Origin of the sequence: Streptomyces melanogenes, from assembly GCF_014649795.1 — a bacterium.
Taxonomy (GTDB): Bacteria; Actinomycetota; Actinomycetes; order Streptomycetales; family Streptomycetaceae; genus Streptomyces; species Streptomyces noboritoensis.
Map to the genome: position 1 here is coordinate 53,355 of NZ_BMTS01000003.1, position 24,142 is coordinate 77,496.

Below are 24,142 nucleotides of genomic sequence, written 5' to 3' on the forward strand. Positions count from 1 at the left end.
ACCTCCGGCGTGGTCAAGGCGACACGCCGGAGACCACCCCTTACGGCTGATTTCCCGCCCCGGTGACCGGAAGCCCCGTCTCAGGCGCCCGGGTCGAACGCGCCCGGGTGGATCTCGTCGCGCGTCGCGATGTACTGCTGGCGCACCGCCTGCCCCACCGCCAGCTCCTCGCCCGGCTCGAAGACCTGCGCGGCCGCGCCCTGCCAGGCCGGCGGGGTGTGCGCGCCGAGGCTGCCCTGCGAGACGCCGAGCGCCCAGGCCGCCTGCCGGGCCGCGCCGAGCGCCGCGTACTCGGCGGGCTGCGGCACGACCACCTGGGTGCCCAGGATCGCGGGCGCCGCCGCCTGCACGGCGGGCAGTTCGGCCGCCGCCCCGAGCAGGAAGACCCGCCGCACCTCCACGCCGCGCAGCCGCAGCACGTCCAGCGCGTCCGCCAGCGAGCAGAGCATGCCCTCGAAGGCGGCCCGCGCCAGGTGCTCGGGCTTCATCGACTCGCGCCGCAGCCCCGCAAGCGTGCCCGCCGCGTGCGGCAGCCGGGGCGTGCGCTCGCCCTCCAGATACGGCAGCAGGACCAGCCCGCAGGCGCCCGGAGTGGATTTGAGCGCAAGGGCGGAGAGCTCCTCCAGACTCTCGGCGCCGAGCATCTCCGCCGTGCCGCGCAGCGCCCGTACCGCGTTGCTCGTATGCACGACCGGCAGATGGCGGCCGGTGGCGTCGGCGAACGACGTAATCATCCCGGCCGGGTCGGCCAGCGCCTCGTGGTGCACGGCCATGACGGAACCCGACGCGCCGAGCGAGACGACCGCGTCGCCGGGCCCGACGCCGAGCCCGAACGCGGCGGCCATCGTCTCGCCGGTGCCGGCCGAGATCAGCAGCCCCTCGGGGGTGGTGCCGGCCGCGTCGGAGGGGCCGAGCACCTCGGGGAGCGCCACGTGGTGGCCGAGCGCCAGCTCGACCAGGTCGGGGCGGTAGAAGCCGGTCGCGGCCGACCAGTAGCCGGTGCCGGAGGCGGCGCCCCGGTCGGTGGTGCGGCGGGCCGGGCGGCCGAGCAGCTGCCACACCAGCCAGTCGTGCGCCTGCACGATCGCGGCGGTGCGCTGGGCGGCCTCCGGTTCGGTACGGGCCAGCCAGCGCAGCTTCGCCACGGCCTGGGCGGCCTGCGGCACGGACCCGACGGCCTTGGCCCACGCCTCGCGCCCGCCGAGCCCGTCGGTCAGATCCGCCGCGGCGGCCTGCGCGCGCTTGTCGTTGCCGGTCAGCGCCGCCCGTACGAGAGCGCCCTGCCCGTCCAGCGCGATCAGCGCGTGCTGCTGGGCGGCGACGCCGATGGCCTGCACGCCTTCGAGCAGCCCGCCCGCCGCGGCCTCGCCGAGCGAGAGCAGCCAGGCCTGCGGATCGACCTCGGTGGCCTTCGGGTCGACGGGATGCGGGGCGTACCCCTGCCGCAGGACGGCACCGGTGTCGGTGTCGCAGACGACGATGCGTGTGAAGGCGGAAGAGCTGTCCAGCCCGGCGACTATCCCCATGCGCACGATTCTGCATCACGCGGGGGGCCACCGGGGCCGCGCGCGGGTCAAGGTGTCGCCGGTTGTCGCCGGTGCACGGGGTCCGTCAGGTGTTGCTGGTGCCCCAGTCGTCCTCGGCGCCCTCGCCGCGCTCGCGCAGCGACCGCACCCGCTCGCCGATCGAGTCCGGCAGCTTCTCCCCGACCTTCTCGCTCACCGCGTGGAAGGCCTTGCCCGCGTACGCCCGGCCGTTCTGCGCGGCCGACTCGGCGGTGTTGCGGACGGCCGGGTTCTGGGCGACCTGCCGGGCTGACTTCTTCAGCTGCTCGTACCGCTCGCGTCCGGCCCGGGTCCCGAGCACGTACCCGACGACGAGTCCGACGGCGAACGTGAGCCGGTAGCGCATGGCGGTCACCCTTCTGTGGCGTCTGTCTGACGTCGCTGTGGCGTCGTGTGCTGCGCCTACCCGTGCAGCCCCGTGATCACCCGGGGCGGAACCGATTGGCGGAGCACCCCCCTGCTTGCGCTAATGTATGTGTCGCAGCGAGCGCACGCCGCCCGGGGACACCCGGGGTAGGTACGTTCGATGCAACGAGACATTCCCCTGTAGCTCAATTGGCAGAGCAGCCGGCTGTTAACCGGCAGGTTACTGGTTCGAGTCCAGTCGGGGGAGCTCGGTCTCCTGTAGCTCAATTGGCAGAGCAGCCGGCTGTTAACCGGCAGGTTACTGGTTCGAGTCCAGTCGGGAGAGCAGTGGAAAAGGGCCCCTTGAGGGTCCTTTTTCATGCCCGGTGGAACCGCGCGGGCCGCGATCGGGTCCTCATGGTCGTGCGTTGCCGACCATCCGAGGCAGGAGATCGTATGAGCGGCTATGCTGCGGCAGACGGCGCGCACAAATGTGCGCGACGCGCCGTTAGGGGCGGTAGCTCAGCCGGTTAGAGCAGCGGACTCATAATCCGTCGGCCGTGGGTTCGAGTCCCACCCGCCCCACCACGAGTCGTTCCTGCAGGAACGTTTCGGACAGGCGAGACCAGGATGCCCCCGGGGCGTCGTACTCCACGTACGACACACCGGGGGCATCGTGGCACCCACCCGGTCGGAGTGACGGCGGAGGGGGCCGGGGAGAGCCGGGGCGCGCCTGCGTACGACGCGGCGCGTCGGGGACGGGGGCTTTCTTCGCGACCTCCGGGTCGCGCTTTCCCACTTCCCGGTCGCATTCCGGAGCCCTGAATTCCCGAGTACGGGGAGAGGCGGGGCGGGAGGTAATTTCCCACGGGCGGAATTCGGGGGAATTCATCGGGGTGGCGGCCGCCGCCACCGGTGGGCCCCGGGGGAGCGGTGCCGTCGCCCGGGTCGTGCGCGGGCGCCTGGTGGGTCCGGGCGGGCCCGTGGGGCGCCCTGGGGGCCGGGGCTGCCCGGCCCCGCGCCGGAGGCGCCGTCGCGCCGCGTCGCCCGGGGGCCGCCCCGCCGCCGTGGCGCATTTCTTTCCTCCGGCAATTGTCAAGACCGGTGTGCAACCGCGGAGTTCCCGCGATTGAACGTCTGATCAGCCGCCCGGGCTTGTCCCCAGGTGATTCGGTCCGGGAGATTGACCGCATCACGAACCGCAAAGGGGAGGCACCAGGTGAGCACGGAAGAACCGCAGGGCGGCGAGGTCTACACGGCCGGCAGTGCCAACTTCGATCCGCTGTACGCGGGGAAGGTGCGGACGGAGGGCCTGGGCATGAAGTTCGACTTCGCGCCCTGGAACATCCCCGAGCCGCAGCCGGTCGTGGTGGCCCTGGAGGCGTCCGGCGCGTTCCGTGGGAAGGTCCTGGACGCGGGGTGCGGCACCGGGCAGAACTCGCTCCACCTCAAGAGCCGCGGCCACCAGGTCACCGGCCTCGACTTCTCGCCCTCCGCGATCGGGCAGGCGCAGGAGCGGGCGCGCGAGCGCGGGCTCGACATGACCTTCGCCGTGTCGGACGCGACGGCCTTCGAGGGCGTCGAGGGCGGCTTCGAGACGGTCCTCGACTACGGGCTGTACCACGTCCTCACCGACGAGCAGCGGCGCAAGTACGCGGCGGCGCTGCACCGGGTGACGGCGCCGGGGGCCCGGCTGCACCTGTTCGCCTTCGCGGAGTCCGAGCTGGTCGGCCTGCCGCCGCAGCAGCTGCGCGTCAGCAAGGACAACTTCCGGGCCAACCTGGAGGGGACGTGGCGGATCCTCGCGATCGAGGACAGCCTGTGCACGACGAACCACACGCGTGAGTACTTCGAGAAGCAGCGGGCCGAGACGGGGGGGACGCTGCCGTTCGACCCGAACGCGTTCGACGTCGACGCGAAGGGTCGCATTGTGTACCCGATGTCGTACGTGCACGCGGAGCGCGTCTGAGGTTGGCCCGGGGTTCGTCTGCGGGCTGAGTGTGGCTGGTCGCGCAGTTCCCCGCGCCCCTTGGATGCCGCTGCGCGGCAATCCCCGGGGCGGCCCGGAGGGGCGCTTTTAGGGGCGCGGGGAACTGCGCGACCAGTTGGGGACGGCCCGCAGACGCATGACCCGGCACACACACCGGTTAGCATCGCCCGTGACCGCCGACACCCAAGCCCCCGCCAGAACCCGCATACTCGCCGACCTCACCCCCCTCCGCAGTTCCCCGGACTACCGGCGGCTGTGGTTCGGGAACACCATCTCGTGGGTGGGGCAGGGGATGACCTCCCTGGCGATCTCGCTCCAGGTGTACGACATCACCGAGTCCAGCTTCAGCGTGGGGCTCGTGGGGCTGTTCTCGCTCGTGCCGCTGATGGTGTTCGGGCTGTACGGCGGGGCGATCGCGGACACCGTGGACCGGCGCACGCTCGGGCTGGCCAGTGCGTCCGGGTCCGCCGTGCTCTCGGCGGGGCTCGCCGCCGCCGCGATCGCCGGGTTCGCGCACGTGTGGTTCCTGTACGGGATCGTCGCGCTGCAGTCCGTGTGCGCGGCCCTCAACGGGCCTGCCCGGTCCTCCATGATCCCCCGGCTGCTGCCTCCCGAGCAGCTGCCCGCGGCCAACGCGCTCAACTCCATCACCATGACCTCGGGCACCCTGCTCGGCCCGATGCTGGGCGGGCTGATCGTCGGGTTCGCCGGGTACCAGTCGGCGTACCTCATCGACGCCGTCACCTTCGCCGCCTCCCTCTACGCGATGTGGCGGCTGCCGTCGATGCTGCCCGACCGGGACCGTACGGCCGCCAAGCGGGCCTCCGTCCTCGACGGGTTCCGCTTCCTCGCCACCCGGCCCAACCTCCGCATGACGTTCTTCTCCGACTTCTGTGCCATGATCCTGGCGCACCCCCGCGCCCTGTTCCCGGCCGTCGCCGCGCTCTGGTACGGCGGTGACGCCCGCACCACCGGGCTCCTGGTCGCCGCGCCCGCGCTGGGCGCGCTGCTCGGCGGGGTGTTCTCGGGGTGGCTGAGCCGCATCCACCGGCACGGGCTCGCGATCCTGCTGGCGGTGGGCGCGTGGGGCGCCGCGATCGCCGTGTTCGGGCTGACCCGCGACCTCTGGCTGGGGCTGCTCTTCCTCGCGCTCGCGGGATGCGCCGACACCGTGTCCATGGTGTTCCGCAACACCATGCTCCAGGTCGCCGCCCCGGACGAGATGCGCGGGCGGCTGCAGGGCGTCTTCATCGTCGTCGTGGCCGGCGGGCCCCGGCTGGGGGACTTCCTCGCGGGCACCACCGCCGACCTCGCCTCGCCCACGGTCGCCGTCACCGGCGGCGGCCTCGCGTGCGTGCTCGCCGTGACGCTGCTCGGCGTCACCCGCCGCCGGTTCGCGCGGTACGACTCCCGCGACCCCGAGGCGTAACAGCGGGCCCTGGCGGGTAGCTGCCAAGTCGCTTATCCGCCACGGCAGTTCAGTCCCGGGGTCCGGTAAACCGCCCGACACTCTTCGCAGCAACCCGGCGAAGAGAGGGCAGCGTTCATGACCAGAGCATCCCGGAGACGTGGGGCCCGGCTGGTCCCGATCGGGCTCGCACTCGTCCTGCTCCCGGTCGGCCCGGCCGTCGGATCGCCCCGGGGAGCCGCCGCCCCCGTACGGAACGCCGCGCACACCGTCACGCTCCTCACCGGCGACAAGGTCACCGTCACCGACCTCGGCGGCGGCCGGAAGGCCGTCACGGTGGAGCGGGCGCGCGGCGCCACCGGGGCCGTGCGCAGCCAGACCGTCGACGGCCGCGTCCGTGTCGTCCCGGACGAGGCCCGGCCGTACCTCGCCGACGGGACCCTCGACCCCCGCCTCTTCGACGTCAGCGGGCTCATCGAGCAGGGGCTGGGCGGCGGTTCGCTGCCGCTCCTCGTCACGTACGGGAAGGGGCGTTCCGTACGCGAAGCCCTTCCGCCCGGCGTGCAGCCCGTCCGTACGCTTCCCAGCATCGGCGGCGCGGCCGTCCGGGCCGCCGGGGACGGGGCCTTCTGGCGTGCGCTGACCGCCGCCCCCAAGGCGCGCGGCTTCTCCGGCGGCATCGCCAAGGTCTGGCTCGACGGGCGCGTGAAGGCCGCGATGGCCGAGTCCAACGCCCAGATCGGCACCCCGCAGGCGTGGGCCGCCGGGCTCACCGGCAAGGGCGTGAAGGTCGCCGTCCTGGACACCGGCGTCGACGCGGACCACCCCGATCTGACCGGGCGCGTCGGTGCGAGCAAGTCGTTCATCGAGGGCGAGGAGGTCGCCGACCGCAACGGCCACGGCACCCACGTCACCTCCACGGTCGGCGGCTCCGGCGCCGCGTCCGACGGGCAGGAGAAGGGCGTGGCGCCCGGCGCCGACCTCGCCGTCGGCAAGGTGCTCTCGGACGCGGGCACCGGCTCCGAGTCGCAGATCATCGCCGGGATGGAGTGGGCCGCCAAGGACGTCCGCGCGAAGGTCGTCTCGATGAGCCTCGGCTCGCAGGAGGCGAGCGACGGCACCGACCCGATGGCCCGGGCCGTCAACACGCTCTCGCACGACACCGGCGCGCTCTTCGTCATCGCGGCGGGCAACACCGGCGCGCCCTCCTCCATCGGCTCCCCGGGCGCCGCCGACGCCGCCCTGACCGTCGGCGCCGTCGACTCCGCCGACCAGGCCGCCTACTTCAGCAGCCAGGGCCCGCGCCTGGGCGACAACGCCCTCAAGCCCGACCTCGCCGCCCCCGGCGTCGACATCCTGGCCGCCCGCTCCCGGTACACGGCCGGATCGGGCCCGTACACGGCCATGAGCGGCACCTCGATGGCCACCCCGCACGTCGCGGGCGTCGCCGCGCTGCTCGCCGAGGAGCATCCCGACTGGAGTGGGCAGCGGCTGAAGGACGCGCTGATGTCCACGTCGAAGGTGCTGGACGCCGAGCCGTACGCGCTGGGCGCGGGCCGCGTCGACGTCCCGGCGGCGACCACCGCGTCCGTCACCGCGACCGGCAGCGCCGACCTGGGCTTCGTGCGCTGGCCGTACGGGGATGACAAGCCGGTGACGCGGACGCTGACCTACACCAACTCCTCCAATGCGGCCGTGCGGTTGGCGCTGTCCGTCGACGGGGGCGCGCCCGCCGGTGTGGTCTCCCTCGCCGACACCGAGCTCACCGTCCCCGCCCACGGCGCCGCGCACACCACCGTCACCGGCGACGGCACGCACGCGGCCGTGGGGCACACCGGTGGCCGCGTCACGGCGTCCGTCGGCGGGAAGCCGGTCGCGCACACCGCGTTCGGGATGGTGAAGGAGGAGGAGCGGTACGACCTCACCGTGCACGTCAAGGACCGCGACGGCGCCCCGAGCCCGGCGAACCTCTCCGTGCAGCAACTCGCCCAGGGCCAGGACCCGTTCGGGGCGGCGGTCGGTGACTCGGGCACGCTCACCCTGCGGCTGAAGCCGGGCACGTACACCGTCGACTCGTTCCTCGACGTACGCGGCGGCAAGGGCGCGGACTCCCTCGGTCTCGGGTACCTCTCCGATCCCGAGGTGGTGCTCGACCGGGACCGCGAGATCACCCTGGACGGGCGGCGGCTGCGCGAGCTGCGGGCCGACGTGGACCGGCGCACCGAGACGCGCCAGCTGCTGATGGAGTACGCCCGCAGCGCCAACGGCGCGACCGTCTCGGGCGCGGTGCAGGTGCCGGTCGCGTACGACAGCGTCTTCGCGGCGCCGACGCGGAAGGTGCGCACCGGCACCTTCGAGTACCGCACGGTGTGGCGGCTCGGCAAGCCGCTGCTCGACGTCGAGGCGGGCGGGCGGCGGCTCGGCGACGCGCTGGTGCAGGCGGGCTCGACGCCGTTCGACGGGCGGCGCCGGGTGGGGGTCGCGGACGCCGGGACGGGGACCGAGGCCGAGTACGCGGGCAGGGACGTGCGCGGCAAGGCCGTCCTCGTCCGCGCCGCCACCGGGGTCACCCCGCAGCAGCAGGCGGCGGCGGCCCAACGGGCGGGCGTGGCCGCGCTGTTCGTGACGGATGACGCGCCGGGCCGCCTCAGCGAGTGGTTCGGCACGGACGCGGGCGGGGACGCGCCGCTGGCGGTGGCGTCGGTGAACGCGGCGGACGCGGCGCGGCTGCGGGAGGTTTCCCGTCGGGGCGGTACGGCCGTGCTGGTGGGCACGCGCTACAGCCCGTACGTCTACGACCTCTCCGAAGGCCACCCCGGGGCCGTCCCGGACGGCGATCTCACGTACCGGCCGCGTGGGCGTGAACTGGCCACGGTGGACACGGCGTTCCACACGCCGGGCGGCCCGGCCACGGGCGGCGAGTTCCGCTACTCGATCACCGGCACCTTCCCGATCGGCTTCGGCTTCGCGGAGCGGATCGCGTATCCGGCGCGGCGCACCGACTACGTCAGCACCGGTCCCGGCCAGCGCTGGCACGAGTCGGTGACGCTGGGCGAGTCGGCCCTGGAGGAGCGCAGCGGCCTGGTGACGTATCGGGGCGGCACCCGGACCCCGCTCGACTGGTTCGGCCCCGTGTGGCACCCGTGGCTCGGCTCGGGCCTGGGCTGGGGGCAGCAACGCACGGGCAACGACCTGCAGTTCAACACGCCGGGGTGGGGGGACGGGGGCGCCGACCACACGGGGTTCGGCGACGTCTGGAGCCAGCCGTCGATGACGCAGGTCACGTCGGTGTACGTGGACGGGGTCCAGGTCGACCGGCGGGTCGGGTCGGGGGCGTACGCGTGGGGCGTGGACCCGGCCGTGCACACGTTCCGGGTGACCACGGACACGACGCTGGACCCGTCGGTGTGGCGGTTGTCCACCCGGGGGCACGCCGAGTGGACGTTCCGGTCCGCCGAGACGCCTGGCGACCGGGCGACGACGCTTCCGCTGTTGAACCTGGGCTTCGATGTGCCGACGGATCTGTCGGGGAATGTGTCGGGGCGGCGGGTTCCGGTGGGGCTTCGGGCGTCGTATGTGGCGGGGGCGTCTGTGGGGACGGGGCGGATTGGGGCTGGGGTGTTGGAGGTGTCGTACGACGACGGGGGTACGTGGGGGCGGGTTGGGTTGTCGGGGGTCGGTGCGGGGGTGTGGCGGGGGGAGTTGAGGGTGCCGGTGGGGGTGCGGTTCGTTTCGCTGCGGGGGGTGGCTCGGGATGATCGGGGTGGGGTGGTGCGGGAGGAGGTGGTGCGGGCGGCGGGGGTGCGTTGACCGGGAGTTTGTCCCCCACCCCGCCCCTTCCCGAAAGCCCTGGGCCGGGCGGCTTGGTTCTTCGTCTGCGGGTGGTGTGTGGCTGGTCGCGCAGTTCCCCGCGCCCCTACAGGGGCGCCCCGAAGGGGCGCATTTAAGGGGCGCGGGGAACTGCGCGACCAGTTGGGGACGGCCCGCAGACGAAAGGAATCCGGGGTGCAGGGGCGCAGCCCCGCCCGGGGGTCCGGGGGCGTAGCCCCCGGGAAACCAGCTTCACCCCCACCCACCCCCGGAGGGTTTAGGGAAGGGGTCGGGTGGGGGACGTCACCCCCCGGGCCAAGCCGAGGCTTACCAGGTCCTGGGGGCGTAGCCCCAGCTGGTCCGCCGTGGTCCGTACCGCCCCCACCCCCCGCTTCAAGATCGCCGCCGCCAACTCCGGCGCGATCACGGAGAAGTAGCTGGACGGCGTCACCCACGTACGGCCGGGAGAGGCGAGGGCGAGGGCCCCGCCCGAGCCGCCCTCGCCGATCACCAGCGTGGTGACCGGCACCCCCACCCCCGCCACGGCGGCGAAGCAGTCCGCGATCGCCGCGCCCTGGCCAGCCCGTTCCGCCGCCGCGTCGTTCGCCGCGCCCGGCGTGTCGACCAGGGTCAGGACGGGCACGCCGAGGCGGTCGGCGAGGCGGAGGAGGCGGGCGGCGGTGCGGTAGCCCGCCGGGCGGGTCGCGGTGCCGGCCTGGGCCGCGTACGCGACCGTACGCCCGCCCCGCTCCCCGAACCCGCACAGCATCCCGGGATCCACACCCCCGCACCGGTCCCCGCTGACCCCCAGGCGGAAGTCGAAGTACGCGTCCAGGTACGCCGCCGCCCGGGGGCGGGACGACGCGCGCGCCTGGGACACCGCCTCCCACCCCGTCCCCGGCAGCCCCGCCCCGCCGAGCGCACAAGGCACCTCCGCCGGGGCCGGGCCGTCCGGCGTCCCGCCGGAGAGCAGCCCCAGCCACCTCCCCAGCACCCCGCGCAGCTGCCCCACCGGCACCACCGCGTCCACCGCCCCGGCCGCCAGCTGCCCCTCCGCCGCGTACGCCGCCGGATCCGCGTCGGCGGGCCGTACCCGCGAACCCGCGAAGCCCACCTGCGCGCCCGGCAGCGCCAGGACCACGTCCGCGCCCGCGCCGAGCGTGGCCCAGCCGCCGCCCGTCGTCGGGTCGCGCAGGACCGCGATCTGGGGGAGCCCGGCGGAGCGCAGCAGGGTGGACTGGCGGGCCACCCGCTGGAGTTGGGTGAGCGCTACCATGCCCTCCTGCATCCGGCTGCCACCGGTCGCGATCAGCGAGACCAGCGGCAGCCGCCGCTCCCGCGCCGCCCGGTACGCCGCCTCGAGCCGGTCACCCGTACGCTCGCCCAACGACCCGCCCAGGAAGCCGAATTCGAAGGAGAGCACGACGCAGGCTCGGCCTGCCACGTCCGCCTCGCCGTAGATCACGGACTCCTGCTCGCCCGTGCGCTCCCGCGCCCGCGCCCGCGACGCCGCGTACCCCTCCCACCCCAGCGGGCCCTCCGCCGCCGTCTCCCGCTCCGGCGCGTGCAGCTCCGTGAAGGCGGACGTCGCCGCCTCGATCGCCGCCCTGGCGCTCAGGCGGTCAGCCATTCCCGTTCCCCAGCGCGCGCTTCATGATCTTGCCCATGTCGTTGCGCGGCAGCGCCTCCAGGAAGCGGACCGTACGCGGCCGTTTGTGCGGGGAGAGCTGGGCGGCCACGTGCCCGGCCAACTCCTCGGGCGTGGGCGGGGACTGGGGGTCGGCCGGGACCACCCACGCCACGATCCGCTCCCCGAGGTCGGCGTCCGGCTCCCCGGTGACGGCGGCCTCGCGCACCCCGGGGTGGTCGAGCAGCGCGTTCTCGATCTCGCCCGCCCCGATCTTGTACCCGCCGCTCTTGATCAGGTCCGTCGCCTTGCGGCCGACGATCCGTACGTATCCGTCGGCGTCCAGGCTCGCCATGTCGCCGGTGCGGAACCAGCCGTCCTCGGTGAACGCGGCGGCCGTGGCGTCCGGCCGGTTGAGATAGCCGCTGAACAGGTTCGGGCCGCGCACCTGGATCTCGCCGATGCCGTCCGACTCGTCCGCGAGCCGCAGCTCCACGCCCGGCAGCGGCACGCCGACCGTGCCGGGGCGCGGCTCGCCGTCCACCCGTACGCTCGTGTTCATCAGCGTCTCGGTCATCCCGTACCGCTCGATCACCGTACGGCCGGTCGCCGCCGCGATCCGCCGGTGGTCGTGGACCGGCAGCGCCGCCGACCCCGACACCAGGAGCCGCGCCCCGGTCAGCGCCTTCGCCAACTCCCGGTCGGTGTCGAGGGATTCGGCGATCCGGTGGTACATCGTCGGCACCCCGAACAGCATCGTCGCGCCCGCCGCCAGCTCGCGGGCCACGCCCTCCACCGAGAACCTGCCCAGGTGCCGGACCGAGCCGCCGCGCCGCAGCGGGCCGAGGACGCCGAGGATCAGGCCGTGGACGTGGAAGAGCGGCAGGGCGTGTACGAGGACGTCGTCGGGCGTCCACGCCCAGACCTCCGCGAGCGCGTCGAGCGTGCCGGAGACCGCCCGGCGGGGGAGTACGGCCCCCTTGGGCGGACCGGTGGTGCCGGAGGTGTAGACGATGAGGGCGGGCGACTCGCCGTCGCCGGGCTCGGCGGGCAGCGGCTCCGGTCCCGCCTTGGGGTCCACGTCGATCCTGGTCAGGGCCGCAAGCGCGGGCGGCAGGAGGTCGCCGGGGGCGGCCAGGACGGCCGTGGGCGCGCTGTCCGCCAGGATGTGCGCGAGCTCGCGCTCGCCCGTCTTGGGGTTCAGCGGTACGGCGGGCACCCCGGCCAGCAGCGCCGCCACCACCCCGACGGCCGTCTCCAGAGTCGGGGTCGCCCAGACGGCGACGCGGCCCGCCCCGGCGATCCGGCCCGCCAGGGCGCCCGCCGCCCCGGCGAGTCCGGCGTAACTGAGGGCGTGCTCGCCGAACCGAAGGGCTTCCTTCTCGTCGGCGGTCCGCAGCGCGGGAAAGAGAGGGGACACGGAAAGGGCTCCTCGCGGTCGACGGCACCGGCCCTGAAGGGCCACCGGAAACCCTACGCGGCACCGCGATCAAGGCAGCGGCAGCGCCACCTTGACGGCGTACAGCGCGACCAGCCCGTAACCGAGCCGGAACGTCCACATCCGGGCCGCCTCCGAGATCCGCGCCCCGGCGAACCCGCTCGCCGCGACGAGCAGTTGCTGCCACACGAAGGACACGGCGAACACGGCCGAGACGAACACGGCTCCGCTGGCGCCGCCGTGGAGGGTGCTGCCCTGGGCGGTGGTGAGGGCGGTGAAGTAGAGGGCGGTGGTGGGGTTGACGAGGGTGAGGGCGGCGAACCGGCCGAAGGTGCGGGCGGGGGACGTGGCCGCCGCCCGGCCGGGGGAACCGCCCGTCGGAGGCCTGCGCGCGCCCCACAGCCCCCGCGCCGCGATGCCCACCAGCACGGCGGCCGCCACCAGCCGCACCCACGCCTCCACCCCCGACAGCGTCGACGCCACCCACGGCCCCAGCGCGGTCGCCACCGCCGCGTACGCCAGATCGACCACGGCCACGGCCGCCGCGGCCGCAACGGCCCCGCGCCGGTCCCGCATCCCCTCCTGAACGAGCAACACCCCGACGGCCCCCACGGGCATGGCCACACCCAGCCCGGCAGCAGCACCGGCGACGGCGGTCGTCCACATCGCGCTCATAGGGGCTACTTTCCGGCCACGCCCACCGGGTACGCATCCGAATATCGCCCTGGGCCGCGCCCCTTTTCGGCCCGGGGTTTGTCTGCGGGCCGGTGGGTGGCTGGTCGCGCAGTTCCCCGCGCCCCTTAGATGCCGCTGCGCGGCAATCCCCTGGGCGGCCCGGAGGGGCGCATTCAGGGGCGCGGGGAACTGCGCGACCAGCCCACCACGGCCCGCAGCCGCCGACGCACATCCACCGCCCCCTACAGCGGCGCCTCCCAAATCACCGGCCCGCCCCCCTCCCCATCGTCCGTGACGGTCAGCCGCACACCCGGACGCCCGTCCGCCAGGACAACGGTCACATCCACGACGACCGAGACGGACGACACCCCGGCCCGCCGGTGCGCCGCGGCCAGCGCGCCACGCAGGGCCGACAGCAGCCGCCCGGCGACCGCGTCGCCCAGCACCGCATCCACCGCCCCGGAAAACCGCACCGACGGCCGAAACCCCAGCACCGCCCCCGCGCCGTCCGTCTCGCGCAGCACCCGCCCCCGTACGGTCGTCGGCGCGTCCGCGGGCGGCTGCTGGAGGGCGAAGATGGCGGTGCGGACCTCCTGGATCGTGGAGTCCAGCTCGTCCACGGCCCGGGTGAGCAGCTCGTCCGTGTCGTCGCCGGAGGCCTTCGCGGCGCGGCGGCGCGTCGACTCCAGCATCATCTCGGTCGCGAACAGCCGCTGGACGACCAGGTCGTGCAGATCGCGGGCGATCCGGTCGCGGTCCTCGTACACCGCGAGCCGCTCCCGGTTGTGCTGCGCGTCGGCGAGGACCAGCGCGAGCGCGGCCTGGGAGGCGAACTGCGCGGCCAGCAGCCGGTCCACCGCGGTGTACGGCTCGGCCCCGCGCCGCCGGGGGAGCGCGAGCGTACCGATGAGCTTGCCGCCGCTCTGCAGCGGCAGCATCATGCTCGGCCCGAACCGGGTCCGTACGTGCGTGGTCATCCGGGGGTCGGTCGCCGAGTCCTCGATGAACACCGGCTCGCCGCCGAGCAGTTGGACCAGGACGGGGGAGCCGGGCGCGATGGTCGTCCCCACGATGTCGTCCGGGTCGTCGGGCGCGGACGCGGCGACGATCTCCATGCCGCCCTCCGGGGTGGGCTGGAGCACCACCCCGGCCGCCGCGTCGGCGAGCAGCCGGGCCCGCTCGGCGACCGTCGTCAGCGCGTTCGCCGCCGTGTCGCCGGTCAGGAGCGAGGTGGTGACGGCTGCGGCGCCCTCGATCCACCGCTCGCGGCGCCGGGCGGTCTCGTAGAGGCGGGCGTTGCCGATGGCGATCCCCGCCTGCGAGGCGAGCACCCGCAGCAGCGCCAGGTCCTCCTCGGTGAACGGGCCGCCGCGCTTCTCGGTGAGGTAGAGGTTGCCGAACACCTCGGTGTGTACGCGGATGGGGACGCCCAGGAACGAGCGCATCGGCGGGTGGCCGGGCGGCACGCCGGAGGAGCGCGGATCGGCGGTGAGGTCGTCGAGCCGCAGCGGCCGCGGGTCCTGGATGAGCACGCCGAGCACCCCGGTGCGCCCGTCCGGGAGCGCGCCGATGCGCTCCCGTTCGGCGTCGGTGAGCCCGGCCGTGAACAGCTCGGTGAGCCGGCCGCGTTCGGGGTCGACGACGCCGAGCGCTCCGTACCGGGCGCCGGTCAGCTCGGCCGCGGTGTCCACGAGGTGCTGGAGGGTGGTGTGCAGTTCGAGCTCGGATCCGACGCCGAGGACGGCTTCGAGCAGGACGGGCAGGGGTGCCCCGTCCCCGGACCGGTCGTCCGCGCGCACCGCACCCCGCTCCCTTCCCGTCTTTCGTCCCGCCCCTCGCCTCACTCGGCCAGCGGGTCGAGGACCATCGGCTCGATCTTGCCGTCCAGCATCGCGCCGAGGCCCAGGATGGCGCAGACGTCCGGGCGTTCGGCGATGGCCACGGGCATGCCGGTCGCCTTGCGCAGCATCTGGTCCAGGCCCGGCAGCAGGGCGCTGCCGCCGACCATCATGATCCCCCGGTCCGCGAGGTCCGCGACGAGGTCGGGGGGACAGTCGCGCAGGACCTTGCCGATGCCGTCGAGGACGGCGGTCAGCGGGGTGTGGATCGCGTCGCGGACGGCCGCGGTGTCGACCTGCACCGAGCGGGCGAGGCCGGTGGCGACGTCCCGGCCGTGGATCTCGGTGGAGGCGGGGCCGTGCGGGGTCAGCCCGTTGCCGCTGAGGGCGAGTTGGAGGGGGCGCACGGACTGGCTCGGCAGCATCAGCTCGTGCTGGTGGCGCAGGTGCTGGATGACGGCGTGGTCGATGGCGTCGCCGCCGACCGGGATGCGCTCGGCGGTGACGATCGCGCCGAGCGAGAGCACCGCGATCTGGGTGGTGGCCGCGCCGCACACCATGATCATGGTGGCGGTCGGCTGCTCGACCGGGAGCCCGCAGCCGACGGCCGCCGCGATCAGGGTGTCGACCAGCTCGACGCGGCGGGCGCCGAGGCCCACCAGGGTCTCGACGGCGGCGCGCTGGGCGAGCGGGTCGGCCTCGTGCGGGGTGCAGGCGGCGGCCCGCAGCCCGGGCTTGCGCCGCAGCTGGCGCCGCAGCTTCTCGCCGACCAGGTGGCGCAGCATGCGCTGGGCCATCTCGATGTCGACGACGGTGCCGCCGGTGACGGGGCGGGCGACGCGGATGTAGTCGGGCGTACGGCCCGTCATCTTCTCGGCGAACGCGCCGACGGCGATCAGTGCGCCGGTACGGGTGTTGACGGCCGCGACGCTGGGCTCGTCCACGACGAGTCCCAGTCCCTTGACGAACACGCGCGTCCTCGCGGCCCCGAGGTCGACGGCTACATGGCAACGGCGCAACTGCTCCAGACTGACGGTCACGGCGATCCTCCCGAGTGGCGGCTCTTGATCGAATCGTCCGTTCCCGCCGTCCGGCGCGCGCGCTGGGCTGCGCCGGTCGGGCGTCGGCGCCCCTTTTTGGGCCCGGTGTTTGTCTGCGGGCCGTCCCCAACTGGTCGCGCAGTTCCCCGCGCCCCTTAGGGGGACGTGGTTGCTCAGCACCGGCCCCGCCGCAGTCGCGTGCTCGCTGAGCCGCAACCCCCTAGGGGCGCGGGGAACTGCGCGACCAGCCACCCACCGGCCCGCAGGCGAAATCCCGTCACCCCGACAACCGCTGCAGCAACCCCCACGAGAACTCCGCCACGCACTTCTCCCCGCCGGGAACCGTCAGCTCCAGTTGCCAGCGGGTGGGGGCGCTGCCTTCCATCGGGCGGGCCGGGGGGAACGCGCGGGCGGCCTCGTCGACCGTGCAGGACCACGGGCGAAGGTCCGCCGCCGTCTGCAGGGCGGGACCGGGCTCACCCGGCGCGCGGACCAGCCACTCGTTCCACACCGTCCCGTCCGGCCCCGCCAGCACCTCGAACCGCAGCGTCGGCCACAGCGGCACCGGCCACAGCCGGGCCTCGCACTCCAGGTCGCCGACCTTGCGCGGGGCCACCGCCTCCGGCTCGCCCAGCACCGACCGGTACCGCGCGGCGGCGCCCCGGGAGCGCGGCGAGCGGGTCATCGCCTGCCAGCGCCGGTTGGCCTCCCGCATCTCCGCTATCGACACCCCCAGCTCTCTGCGGGCGTCGTCGACCAGCTCCGGCTGGTGGTCGGCCATCCGCCGCAGCAGGACGAGTTGGAAGTCGAGCGGGCCGAAATGGTGGGGCTGCGCGTCCGTCATGACCCCATCCTGCCCGGCCCCACCGACAACGCACCGAACGCCCGACTTCGTGCCCCCGACGCGCCGTGGAAGATGGGGTTCCACACAAGATCCACACATTCCCGGCCCCAATTGTTGACCGCTCCCCGCATAGCCTCCGTTGGCCATGGATTACTGCCACGCCTGCCGACGGCACCTCAACGGCGCACTGGCCTGCGCCGGATGCGGCACCCCCGCGGAGGAGCTGCGGCAGCCCGAAACCATCGACCTCGGGGTGTACGAGGCCGCCGCATCCGGTGCGGACCCGGCCCCCGCGGGTCACCGCCGCGCGCGCCGCGAACCGCCCCGGGCGGCCCGCCCGCGCCGCCGCGCCCGCAAGCGGCGCGGCCGCCTCGTGCTGTTCGGCTCGGCGGGTGTGGTCCTCGCGGCCGGCGCGCTGGGCATCGCGCAGCTCGCCATCGAGCCGCCGCCCGACGACCGCGGCGCCGCCACCTCCGTACACGAGGAGGAGCAGATCTCGCAGGAGACGTCGGCGCCGGCGCCGGACGCGAGCGATGCGGGTGGGCCCAAGCGGCCTAGTGCGGTGCCGGCGGGGACGGGGCACGGCAAGAGTCACCCCCCTGCGGGCGGTACGCGCCCCGGTCCGGGCGGCACCGGCAGTGGCAGCGGGACCGGCGCCCCCGCCCCGGGCGGCTCGCACCCGGCCACCGGTCCGACCCACGCGCCCAGCGCCCCGGCGCCCACGCCTACGGGCCCGGACGGCTCCCCGCTCCCGTCGACCTCGCCCCAGCCGTCGACGTCGGACACCCCGGCACCACCGGCGCCAACTCCTTCGCCGACCCCCACTCAGACCTGCAACCGCTTCCTCTGGTGGTGCTTGTAGTTCGTCTGCGGGCCGTCCCCAACTGGTCGCGCCCACGCGGCGGAGCCGCAAATGTCACAGCCCCGCGCCCCTTAGATGCGCCCCTTCGGGACGCCCAGGGGGATGCCGCGCAGCGGCACTTTTAGGGGCGCGGGGAACTGCGCGACCAGCACCCCCACCCACCCGCAGACGAACCCCGGGCCTCACTGCCCCAGCATCCGCCGCAGCAAATCCCTCAGTACCGTCCGCTCCTCCGCCGACAGCTCCGCCAGCGGTTCGCGGGCGAAGTCCAGGGAGTCGCGGAGGGCGGCTGCCATCCGGCGGCCCTCCTCCGTCGGGGCGGCCAGTTTGACTCGGCGGTCGGCCGGGTCGGGGCGGCGCTCGACGAGGCCGCGGGCCTCCAGCCGGTCGATGATCCCCGTGACGTTCGACGGCTCGCACTTCAGCTTCCGCGCGATCTTCCGCATCGCCACCGGCTCCAGCGAGAGCAGCCCGAGGACGCGCGCCTGCGCGCCGGTGAGCGCGTGCTCGGCGGCGGCACGCTCGTACTCCTCGTGGTAGCGCGCGACCACCGAGCCGATGAGTTCGACGACTTCGACGGTGAGGGGATCCATACGCATGGCCATGGGTACCAGCGTACCGAGTTACTTGACAATCTCAAATATCCAGGAGCATGGTTGTTTCAGTACCTGAAGTAATCCGCCGGATCCGGCAGACCCGCACCGCAGGAGGACGCACCCTCATGTCCGCACCGTCCGCACTCCCCGCCACCAGCCGTGAATGGCACCTCGTCGCCCGCCCGCACGGCTGGCCCGTTCCGGCCGACTTCGCGCTGCGCGAGGTCCCGGTCGCCGCGCCCGCCGAGGGCCGGATCCTGGTCCGCAACCTCTTCATGTCCGTCGACCCGTACATGCGCGGTCGCATGAACGACGTGAAGTCGTACATCCCGCCGTTCCAGCTCGACAAGCCGATGGACGGCGGCGCGGTGGGCGAGGTCGTGGCCTCGAACGACGAGCGCTTCGCCGTCGGCGACCACGTGCTGCACGGGCTCGGCTGGCGCGAGTACGCCGACCTGGACGCCAAGCACGCCACCAAGGTCGACGCCTCGCTGGCCCCGCTCTCCACGTACCTCGGCGTGCTCGGCATGACGGGCCTGACCGCGTACGCGGGCCTGTTCGACGTCGCCTCCTTCAAGGAGGGCGACGCGGTCTTCGTCTCCGGCGCGGCCGGCGCGGTCGGCAGCCAGGTCGGCCAGATGGCCCGCCTCAAGGGCGCCTCGCGGGTGATCGGCTCGGCCGGTTCCGACGAGAAGGTGAAGTGGCTGGTGGAGGAGCTCGGCTTCGACGCCGCCTTCAACTACAAGAACGGCCCGGTCCGCGACCAGCTGCGCGCGGCCGCCCCGGACGGCATCGACGTCTACTTCGACAACGTCGGTGGCGACCACCTCGAAGCGGCGATCTCCTCGCTCAACGTGCACGGCCGCGCCACCATCTGCGGCATGATCGCGGGCTACAACGACACCGAGCCGACCCCGGGCCCGCGCAACATGGCCATGATCATCGGCAAGCGGCTGCGGCTCCAGGGCATCCTCGTCGGCGACCACGCGGCGCTCCAGCCGCAGTTCGTCCAGGAGGTGGCCGGCTGGATCGCCTCCGGCGAGCTGAAGTACGGCGAGACGGTCGTCGAGGGCATCGACAACGGCGTGGAGGCGTTCCTCGGCATGCTCCGGGGCGAGAACACCGGAAAGATGGTCGTCTCGCTGGGCGAGTGACCCCGCCCGAGTGACCTCTGCCACGCCGGTGGAACCGTGAAGACCTTATCGGATGACTTCCGCCATCCGATAAGGTCTTTCCACATCCCGGCTGTCGTGGGCGCGAGCGGCTGGGGACGAGCAGGAGGAGCACCCAGCATGTCCATCCAGCAGTCCGACGTTCTGTACACCGCCGTCGCCACCGCCGAGAACGGCCGGGACGGCCGGGTCGCCACCGACGACGGCTCGCTCGACGTGGTCGTGAACCCGCCGAAGGCGATGGGCGGCAGCGGCGCGGGCACCAACCCGGAGCAGCTGTTCGCGGCCGGTTACAGCGCCTGCTTCCAGGGCGCCCTCGGTGTGGTCGCGCGCCAGGAGAACGCCGACATATCCGGCTCCACGGTCACCGCCGAGGTCGGCATCGGCAAGAACGACGACGGCTTCGGGATCATCGTCAAGATCTCCGCGACCATCCCGAACGTGGACGCGGCCACCGCGCGCGAGCTCGTCGAGAAGGCGCACCAGGTGTGCCCGTACTCGAAGGCCACGCGCGGCAACATCACGGTCGACCTCGCGGTCGCCTGACGCCTCGGTTCGTACGGAGGGCCGCACCCCGGCACGCGGGGGTGCGGCCCTCCGCCGTGTTCCGGAGCGGGGAACTCCCGTACGAGAGGGGCGGTTACCGGCCGATAGAGTTCGGCCATGCGTGATCTCGGGGCGGGCTTCGGTTATCTGGTCAAAGGGCAGCGATGGGTCACCGGGCACGGCCGGTCCCTGGGGGTCGGACTGCTGCCCGGACTGGTCACCCTGGTCCTGTACGCGGCGGCGCTGACCGGGCTCGCCTACGGGGCGGACGACTTCGTCGGCTGGGCGACCCCGTTCGCCGATGGCTGGTCCTCGCCGTGGCTGAGCCTGTTCCGGGGGTTCCTCACCGCGCTGGTCTTCGCGTTCGGCCTGTTCCTCGCGGTGATCACCTTCACCGCGGTGACGCTCCTGGTCGGCCAGCCCTTCTACGAGAAGCTGTCCGAGGACGTCGACCGCGCGGAGAGCGGCGGCGACGCACCGGAGTCCGGCCTGCCGCTCTGGCGCGAGCTGTGGATCTCCGCGCGCGACTCCGTACGCGTCCTGACGCGCGTCGTCCTGTACGGCATCCTCCTCTTCGCCCTCGGCTTCCTGCCCGTGGTCGGGCAGACGGTGGTGCCCGCGATCGGCTTCTGCGTCTCCGGCTTCTTCCTCACCGAGGAGCTGACGGCGGTGGCGCTCCAGCGCCGGGGAGTGGAGCTGGCGGAGCGCCTCGCCCTGCTGCGCACCCGCCGGCTGCTGGTCCTCGGCTTCGGCGTCCCGCTGACGCTGGCGTTCCTGGTGCCGTTCGTGGCGGTGTTCCTGATGCCGGGTGCGGTGGCGGGGGCGACACTGATGGTGCGGGACCTGCGCGAGGAGACGCCCGCGTCACCGGAGCCGGAGCCGGAGCCGGAATCTACGGGCGGTCTGACGACCGCGTGATCTGCCGCGCCGCCGACCGCAGTTCGGCCAGGAAGGCGGCCACGGCCGGGGAGTCGGCGCGGCCGTGCGGGGTCGCCGCGTAGACCGCCCGTGTCGGTACGTCGTCGGGGTGCACGGGGACGAGCACGATGTCCGCGCGCACCGAGTCGGCGGCCAGGGCGGGCAGCAGCGTCACGCCGAGCCCGGCCGCGACGAAGCCCTGCTTGGCGATCCAGTCCCGTACGACGAGGGTCGTGCGCGGCCGGAACCCGCCTTCCAGGACGGGTCGCATCAGCGTGTCCTCGGGCCGGGTGCTGCCCGCGACCCACTCCTCGTCGGCGAGCTCGGCCAGCCGCACCCGCTCGCGGCCCGCCAGCGGGTGGTCCTGCGGCATCGCCACGAACATCGGCTCGTCGAGCAGGTGCCGCAGCGCGCAGCCGTCGAGGGCGCGCCCGGCGGTGGCGCTGACCACGGCGATGTCCAGCTCCCCGGCGGCGAGCAGCCCGAGGTGCTTCACGGAGGGCCCTTCGGTACGGGCGAGGGTCACCCCGGGGTGGCGGCGGCGGAACGCTGCGAGGGCGCGGGGGAGCAGCGCGGCGTCGGCCGTCGAGAACGCCCCGATCCGCAGCAGCCCGCCGTCGAGCGTGCGCAGCGCGGAGAGCTCGGCGCGGGCGGCGGCGAGCCGGTCCCGTACGGCCTCGGCGTGCGGCACCAGCACCCGTCCGGCCTCGGTGAGCCGCACCCCCCGGGCCAGCCGGTCGAAGAGCACGCTCCCCAACTCGTCCTCCAGCGTCTGGACCTGCCGCGAGACGGCGGACTGGGTGTAGCCGAGGGCCTGGGCGGCGGCGGTGAAGGAGCCGTCGGAGGCGACGCGAAGGAAGACGTCGTAGAGGCTGTGGGTGGTGGCATGCGGAGAGCTCATGGCTCCCATGCTAGACATTCGCTTGTGGCATGGGTGGGCTGGTTCGTACGGTCGTCCCATGAGCAGCGAGAAGACGAAGAACGAGAAGACGAAGACGGTCGCGTTTCTGGGGCTGGGCAACATGGGGGCGCCGATGGCGCGTCGGCTGCTCGCGGCGGGGTACGGGCTGACGGTCTGGAACCGTACGGCGGGCAAGGCGTCGGCGCTGGTCGCCGAGGGGGCCGTGGCCGCCGCGACCCCCGCCGACGCGGTCCGCGACGCCGACGTGGTCATCACGATGCTGGCGGACCCGGCGGCGGCGCTCGCCGTGGCGGACGCGATGCTTCCGGCGCTGCGGGCGGGGACGACGTGGATCGACACGTCGACGGTCGGCCCGGACACGGTCCGGGAGCTGGCCTCCCGCCTCCCCGACGGGGTCGCGCTCATCGACGCGCCGGTGATGGGGAGCGTGGACCGGGCGGCGACGGGCGAACTCCTGATCCTCGCGGGCGGCGACACGGAGCCGGTGGCCGAACTGCTCGCCGAGCTGGGGTCGGTGACCCGGTGCGGGGAGGTGGGTACGGGGGCTTCGCTGAAGCTGGTGCTGATCAGTGCGGTGATCGGTGGGGTGGCGCTGGTGGCGGAGTCCCTGCGTCTGGCTGCCGCGCTGGGCCTGCCGGACTCGCTGGTGCGGACTTCTCTTGCGGCGAGTCCGATGGGGGGTCTGGTGGGGCGGGCGTTCGCGACGGAGGCGTACTTCCCTGTGGAGCTGGCGGAGAAGGATGTGGCGTTGGCGGTGGGGGTGGGTGGGCTGCCGGTGTTGGAGGCGGTACGGGGGGTGTTGGCGAGCCGAACGGACCTGACGGGCTCCGACCTGTCGTCCCTCCGGGATTAACCCCCACCCCACCCCTTCCCGAAAGCCCTCGGGCGGGCGGCCGGGGTGATGGGTCGGGGTGGGCTGCTGGGGGCTACGCCCCCAGACCCCGCTACGGGGCTGCGCCCCGGGCCCGTGTCCGTCTGCGGACCGTGGCCGGTTGCTCGCGCAGTTCCCCGCGCCCCTAAATGCGCCCCTTCGGGGCGCTCCTGTAGGGGCGCGGGGAACTGCGCGACCAGCCATCCACGGTCCGCAGACGAACGACGCGGGGTGCAGGGGCCGCAGGCCCCGCAAGGTGTCGGACTACCTCAGCCCCCACCCACCCCCAGAGGGTTTAGGGAAGGGGTGGGGTGGGGGACGCTGCCGCCGTCGTCACTATCGCCCGCACCTGCCCCACAATCTCCCCCCGGTTCCGCACGAACTCCGGATCCGTGATCGATCCCGTCGACGGATCCGCGTTGTCCGGCCCGAACTGGAGCACCGGCGTGTGGACATGCCCCCCAGGAATGGCCAGACCCAACCGGTCCCGCAGCAGCGTCGCCCGGTACGCGATCTCGTTGGAGAGGTAGTCACCCCCGCCTCCCGCCCGCGCCACAGACCCGGCGGACGGCCCCGCCTCCCGCACCACCGGCCCCGCCCCACCCACCGGAATCTCCGTCACCGACGTGTGGTCGTACACCGGGAACGGCCCCGTCCGAGCCGCCACGATCGCCCCGTACGGCAGCGTCGTCGACGTCCACTGCGGCTGGCTCGACGGGTCGGACACCGGCACCGTCTCCGTCCGCGACACGTTCTCGTTGTCCGGGAACCCGCCCCGCCACGCCCCGTTGAACCGCTCGATGTCGATCCGCCCGACCCGCCCCTGGCTCACCGTGGTGAACAGGTCGACCTTCGGCAGCACCGGCCGCAGCGTGCGCTCGACCGTGCCCGCCGCGAAGTCGGCCCAGCGGACGGGGAACACCGCCGTCTCGATCCGGGCGGGCCCGGCGGCCGTCGAGATCCACGTGCCGTCGAGCGCCAGCGCCGTCGCCCCCGAAGGGTTGCTGATCCGGATGTCCCGGTCGAGCGTGAAGGGGTCGAAGCCGGTGAGCAGGATGCGTTTGTAGCCGGAACCCGAGCCGTACGCAAGGGAGTCCTGGCCGCGTGACGCCCGCTCCAACCCGTCCAGCAGCGCCGCCCGCCGCCCCGCCGAGAGGCCGAATCCCGGCTCCCAGCCCCGCAGTTCCCGCGTCATCCCCAGCCGCGCCCAGTACAGCGGCCGGTCGTCGTCCCGGCTCAGGTCGCCGCCCGCCGGGCCGCGGCCCTGCGCCCGGTCCACCGCCCGCCGCCACAGCGCCCCGCCCTCGCGGGCGACCAGCCGCTCGGCCTGCCGGTAGGACCGTACGCCGCGCAGCTCGCGCGCGAACTCCGGGGCCACGCCGTCGAACCCGGAGCGCCGCAGTATCTCCTGCGGTACGGCCAGGTCCAGGCGCCGCTCCTCCACGGTCGGCGGCGCCCCCGTCGCGGCCGGGGCCTGCGCCTGCGCCGGGACCGGCGCGAGCACGGCGCCCACCGTCATCGAAGCCACCAGCAGGGCCAGCCGCGCCACCCGTACACGTACCACCGCGCATCCTTCCGTCGAGGCCTGGGCGGCCAGTATCGAGAAGGAACTCCCGTGTGAACAGGGGGACGAGAGGCCACGGGAGGGGGAGGGGAGGGATTCGGCCGTCGGCTC

General features: G+C 73.9%; 19 protein-coding genes and 3 tRNA genes. 11 read left to right on the top strand and 11 right to left on the bottom strand.

What is annotated here, in order from left to right:
* Positions 1-80 precede the first annotated feature (80 nt).
* Entirely contained in the window at positions 81-1,526 is a 1,446-nt protein-coding gene (locus tag IE252_RS07260; RefSeq protein ID WP_190088489.1) for an FGGY family carbohydrate kinase, read from the bottom strand.
* An 85-nt stretch (positions 1,527-1,611) separates the two neighbouring features.
* The gene (locus IE252_RS07265) at positions 1,612-1,920 is read right to left on the bottom strand and encodes a YtxH domain-containing protein (RefSeq protein WP_190088490.1); all 309 of its coding nucleotides are present in this window, start codon (positions 1,918-1,920) and stop codon (positions 1,612-1,614) included.
* 185 nt (positions 1,921-2,105) lie between these two features.
* On the opposite strand from IE252_RS07265, the gene IE252_RS07270 reads away from it, so the two are divergent.
* The 6 genes from IE252_RS07270 (at position 2,106) to IE252_RS07295 (ending at position 9,118) form a co-directional block, all read left to right on the top strand.
* Positions 2,106-2,178, top strand: a tRNA-Asn gene (locus IE252_RS07270).
* 5 nt (positions 2,179-2,183) lie between these two features.
* Positions 2,184-2,256: transfer RNA gene (locus tag IE252_RS07275), tRNA-Asn, on the top strand.
* A 165-nt stretch (positions 2,257-2,421) separates the two neighbouring features.
* Positions 2,422-2,498 (top strand) — tRNA-Ile (locus tag IE252_RS07280).
* Positions 2,499-3,129: 631 nt separating this feature from the next.
* A complete protein-coding gene (locus tag IE252_RS07285; protein ID WP_190088491.1) occupies positions 3,130-3,879 on the top strand; it encodes a class I SAM-dependent methyltransferase in 750 nt (249 codons plus the stop codon).
* Between the two features lie 190 nt (positions 3,880-4,069).
* Positions 4,070-5,329: an MFS transporter gene (locus IE252_RS07290; RefSeq protein ID WP_229848084.1), complete on the top strand. Its 1,260-nt coding sequence runs from the start codon at positions 4,070-4,072 to the stop codon at positions 5,327-5,329.
* A gap of 117 nt (positions 5,330-5,446) precedes the next feature.
* On the top strand, positions 5,447-9,118 hold the full coding sequence (locus tag IE252_RS07295; RefSeq protein WP_190088493.1) for a S8 family serine peptidase: 3,672 nt from the start codon (positions 5,447-5,449) through the stop codon (positions 9,116-9,118).
* Between the two features lie 277 nt (positions 9,119-9,395).
* Here the strand turns inward: IE252_RS07295 and IE252_RS07300 are convergent, their stop codons facing one another.
* From IE252_RS07300 to IE252_RS07325, 6 genes are all read right to left on the bottom strand, one after another.
* Positions 9,396-10,748, bottom strand: coding sequence for a carboxyl transferase domain-containing protein (locus IE252_RS07300; RefSeq protein WP_190088494.1), 1,353 nt, complete (start codon positions 10,746-10,748; stop codon positions 9,396-9,398).
* Complete coding sequence (locus tag IE252_RS07305; RefSeq protein WP_190088495.1) at positions 10,741-12,165, bottom strand: acyl-CoA synthetase; 1,425 nt, start codon at positions 12,163-12,165, stop codon at positions 10,741-10,743. Before IE252_RS07305 ends, IE252_RS07300 begins: the two co-directional genes overlap by 8 nt.
* A gap of 69 nt (positions 12,166-12,234) precedes the next feature.
* Positions 12,235-12,858: a lysine transporter LysE gene (locus tag IE252_RS07310; protein WP_190088496.1), complete on the bottom strand. Its 624-nt coding sequence runs from the start codon at positions 12,856-12,858 to the stop codon at positions 12,235-12,237.
* A gap of 242 nt (positions 12,859-13,100) precedes the next feature.
* Complete coding sequence (locus tag IE252_RS07315) at positions 13,101-14,657, bottom strand: GAF domain-containing protein (protein WP_190088497.1); 1,557 nt, start codon at positions 14,655-14,657, stop codon at positions 13,101-13,103.
* A gap of 41 nt (positions 14,658-14,698) precedes the next feature.
* A complete protein-coding gene (locus tag IE252_RS07320; protein ID WP_101388184.1) occupies positions 14,699-15,736 on the bottom strand; it encodes a rod shape-determining protein in 1,038 nt (345 codons plus the stop codon).
* Positions 15,737-16,013: 277 nt separating this feature from the next.
* On the bottom strand, positions 16,014-16,580 hold the full coding sequence (locus IE252_RS07325; RefSeq protein ID WP_190088498.1) for a hypothetical protein: 567 nt from the start codon (positions 16,578-16,580) through the stop codon (positions 16,014-16,016).
* Positions 16,581-16,725: 145 nt separating this feature from the next.
* Here IE252_RS07325 and IE252_RS07330 point away from each other — a divergent pair, with 145 nt between their 5' ends.
* Entirely contained in the window at positions 16,726-17,442 is a 717-nt protein-coding gene (locus tag IE252_RS07330) for an SCO2400 family protein (RefSeq protein WP_190088499.1), read from the top strand.
* Between the two features lie 182 nt (positions 17,443-17,624).
* Here IE252_RS07330 and IE252_RS07335 read toward each other — a convergent pair whose 3' ends face one another.
* Positions 17,625-18,047 (bottom strand): MarR family winged helix-turn-helix transcriptional regulator, encoded by a 423-nt coding sequence (locus IE252_RS07335; RefSeq protein WP_190088500.1) that lies wholly within the window; start codon positions 18,045-18,047, stop codon positions 17,625-17,627.
* A gap of 116 nt (positions 18,048-18,163) precedes the next feature.
* Between IE252_RS07335 and IE252_RS07340 the strand changes: the two genes are divergently transcribed.
* The 3 genes from IE252_RS07340 to IE252_RS07350 all read left to right on the top strand — a co-directional run bounded on the left by IE252_RS07340 (position 18,164) and on the right by IE252_RS07350 (position 20,674).
* Positions 18,164-19,192, top strand: coding sequence for an NADP-dependent oxidoreductase (locus IE252_RS07340; protein ID WP_190088501.1), 1,029 nt, complete (start codon positions 18,164-18,166; stop codon positions 19,190-19,192).
* A 138-nt stretch (positions 19,193-19,330) separates the two neighbouring features.
* Entirely contained in the window at positions 19,331-19,756 is a 426-nt protein-coding gene (locus IE252_RS07345) for an organic hydroperoxide resistance protein (protein WP_190088502.1), read from the top strand.
* A gap of 117 nt (positions 19,757-19,873) precedes the next feature.
* A complete protein-coding gene (locus IE252_RS07350) occupies positions 19,874-20,674 on the top strand; it encodes an EI24 domain-containing protein (RefSeq protein WP_190088503.1) in 801 nt (266 codons plus the stop codon).
* On the opposite strand, the gene IE252_RS07355 is transcribed toward IE252_RS07350, so the two are convergent.
* Positions 20,649-21,575 (bottom strand): LysR family transcriptional regulator, encoded by a 927-nt coding sequence (locus IE252_RS07355; RefSeq protein WP_190088504.1) that lies wholly within the window; start codon positions 21,573-21,575, stop codon positions 20,649-20,651. The genes IE252_RS07350 and IE252_RS07355 overlap by 26 nt on opposite strands.
* 58 nt (positions 21,576-21,633) lie before the next feature.
* Between IE252_RS07355 and IE252_RS07360 the strand changes: the two genes are divergently transcribed.
* Positions 21,634-22,449: an NAD(P)-dependent oxidoreductase gene (locus IE252_RS07360; protein WP_190088505.1), complete on the top strand. Its 816-nt coding sequence runs from the start codon at positions 21,634-21,636 to the stop codon at positions 22,447-22,449.
* Positions 22,450-22,762: 313 nt separating this feature from the next.
* On the opposite strand, the gene IE252_RS07365 is transcribed toward IE252_RS07360, so the two are convergent.
* Positions 22,763-23,986: a pyroglutamyl-peptidase I gene (locus IE252_RS07365; RefSeq protein ID WP_190088962.1), complete on the bottom strand. Its 1,224-nt coding sequence runs from the start codon at positions 23,984-23,986 to the stop codon at positions 22,763-22,765.
* Between the last annotated feature and the right edge of the window lie 156 nt (positions 23,987-24,142).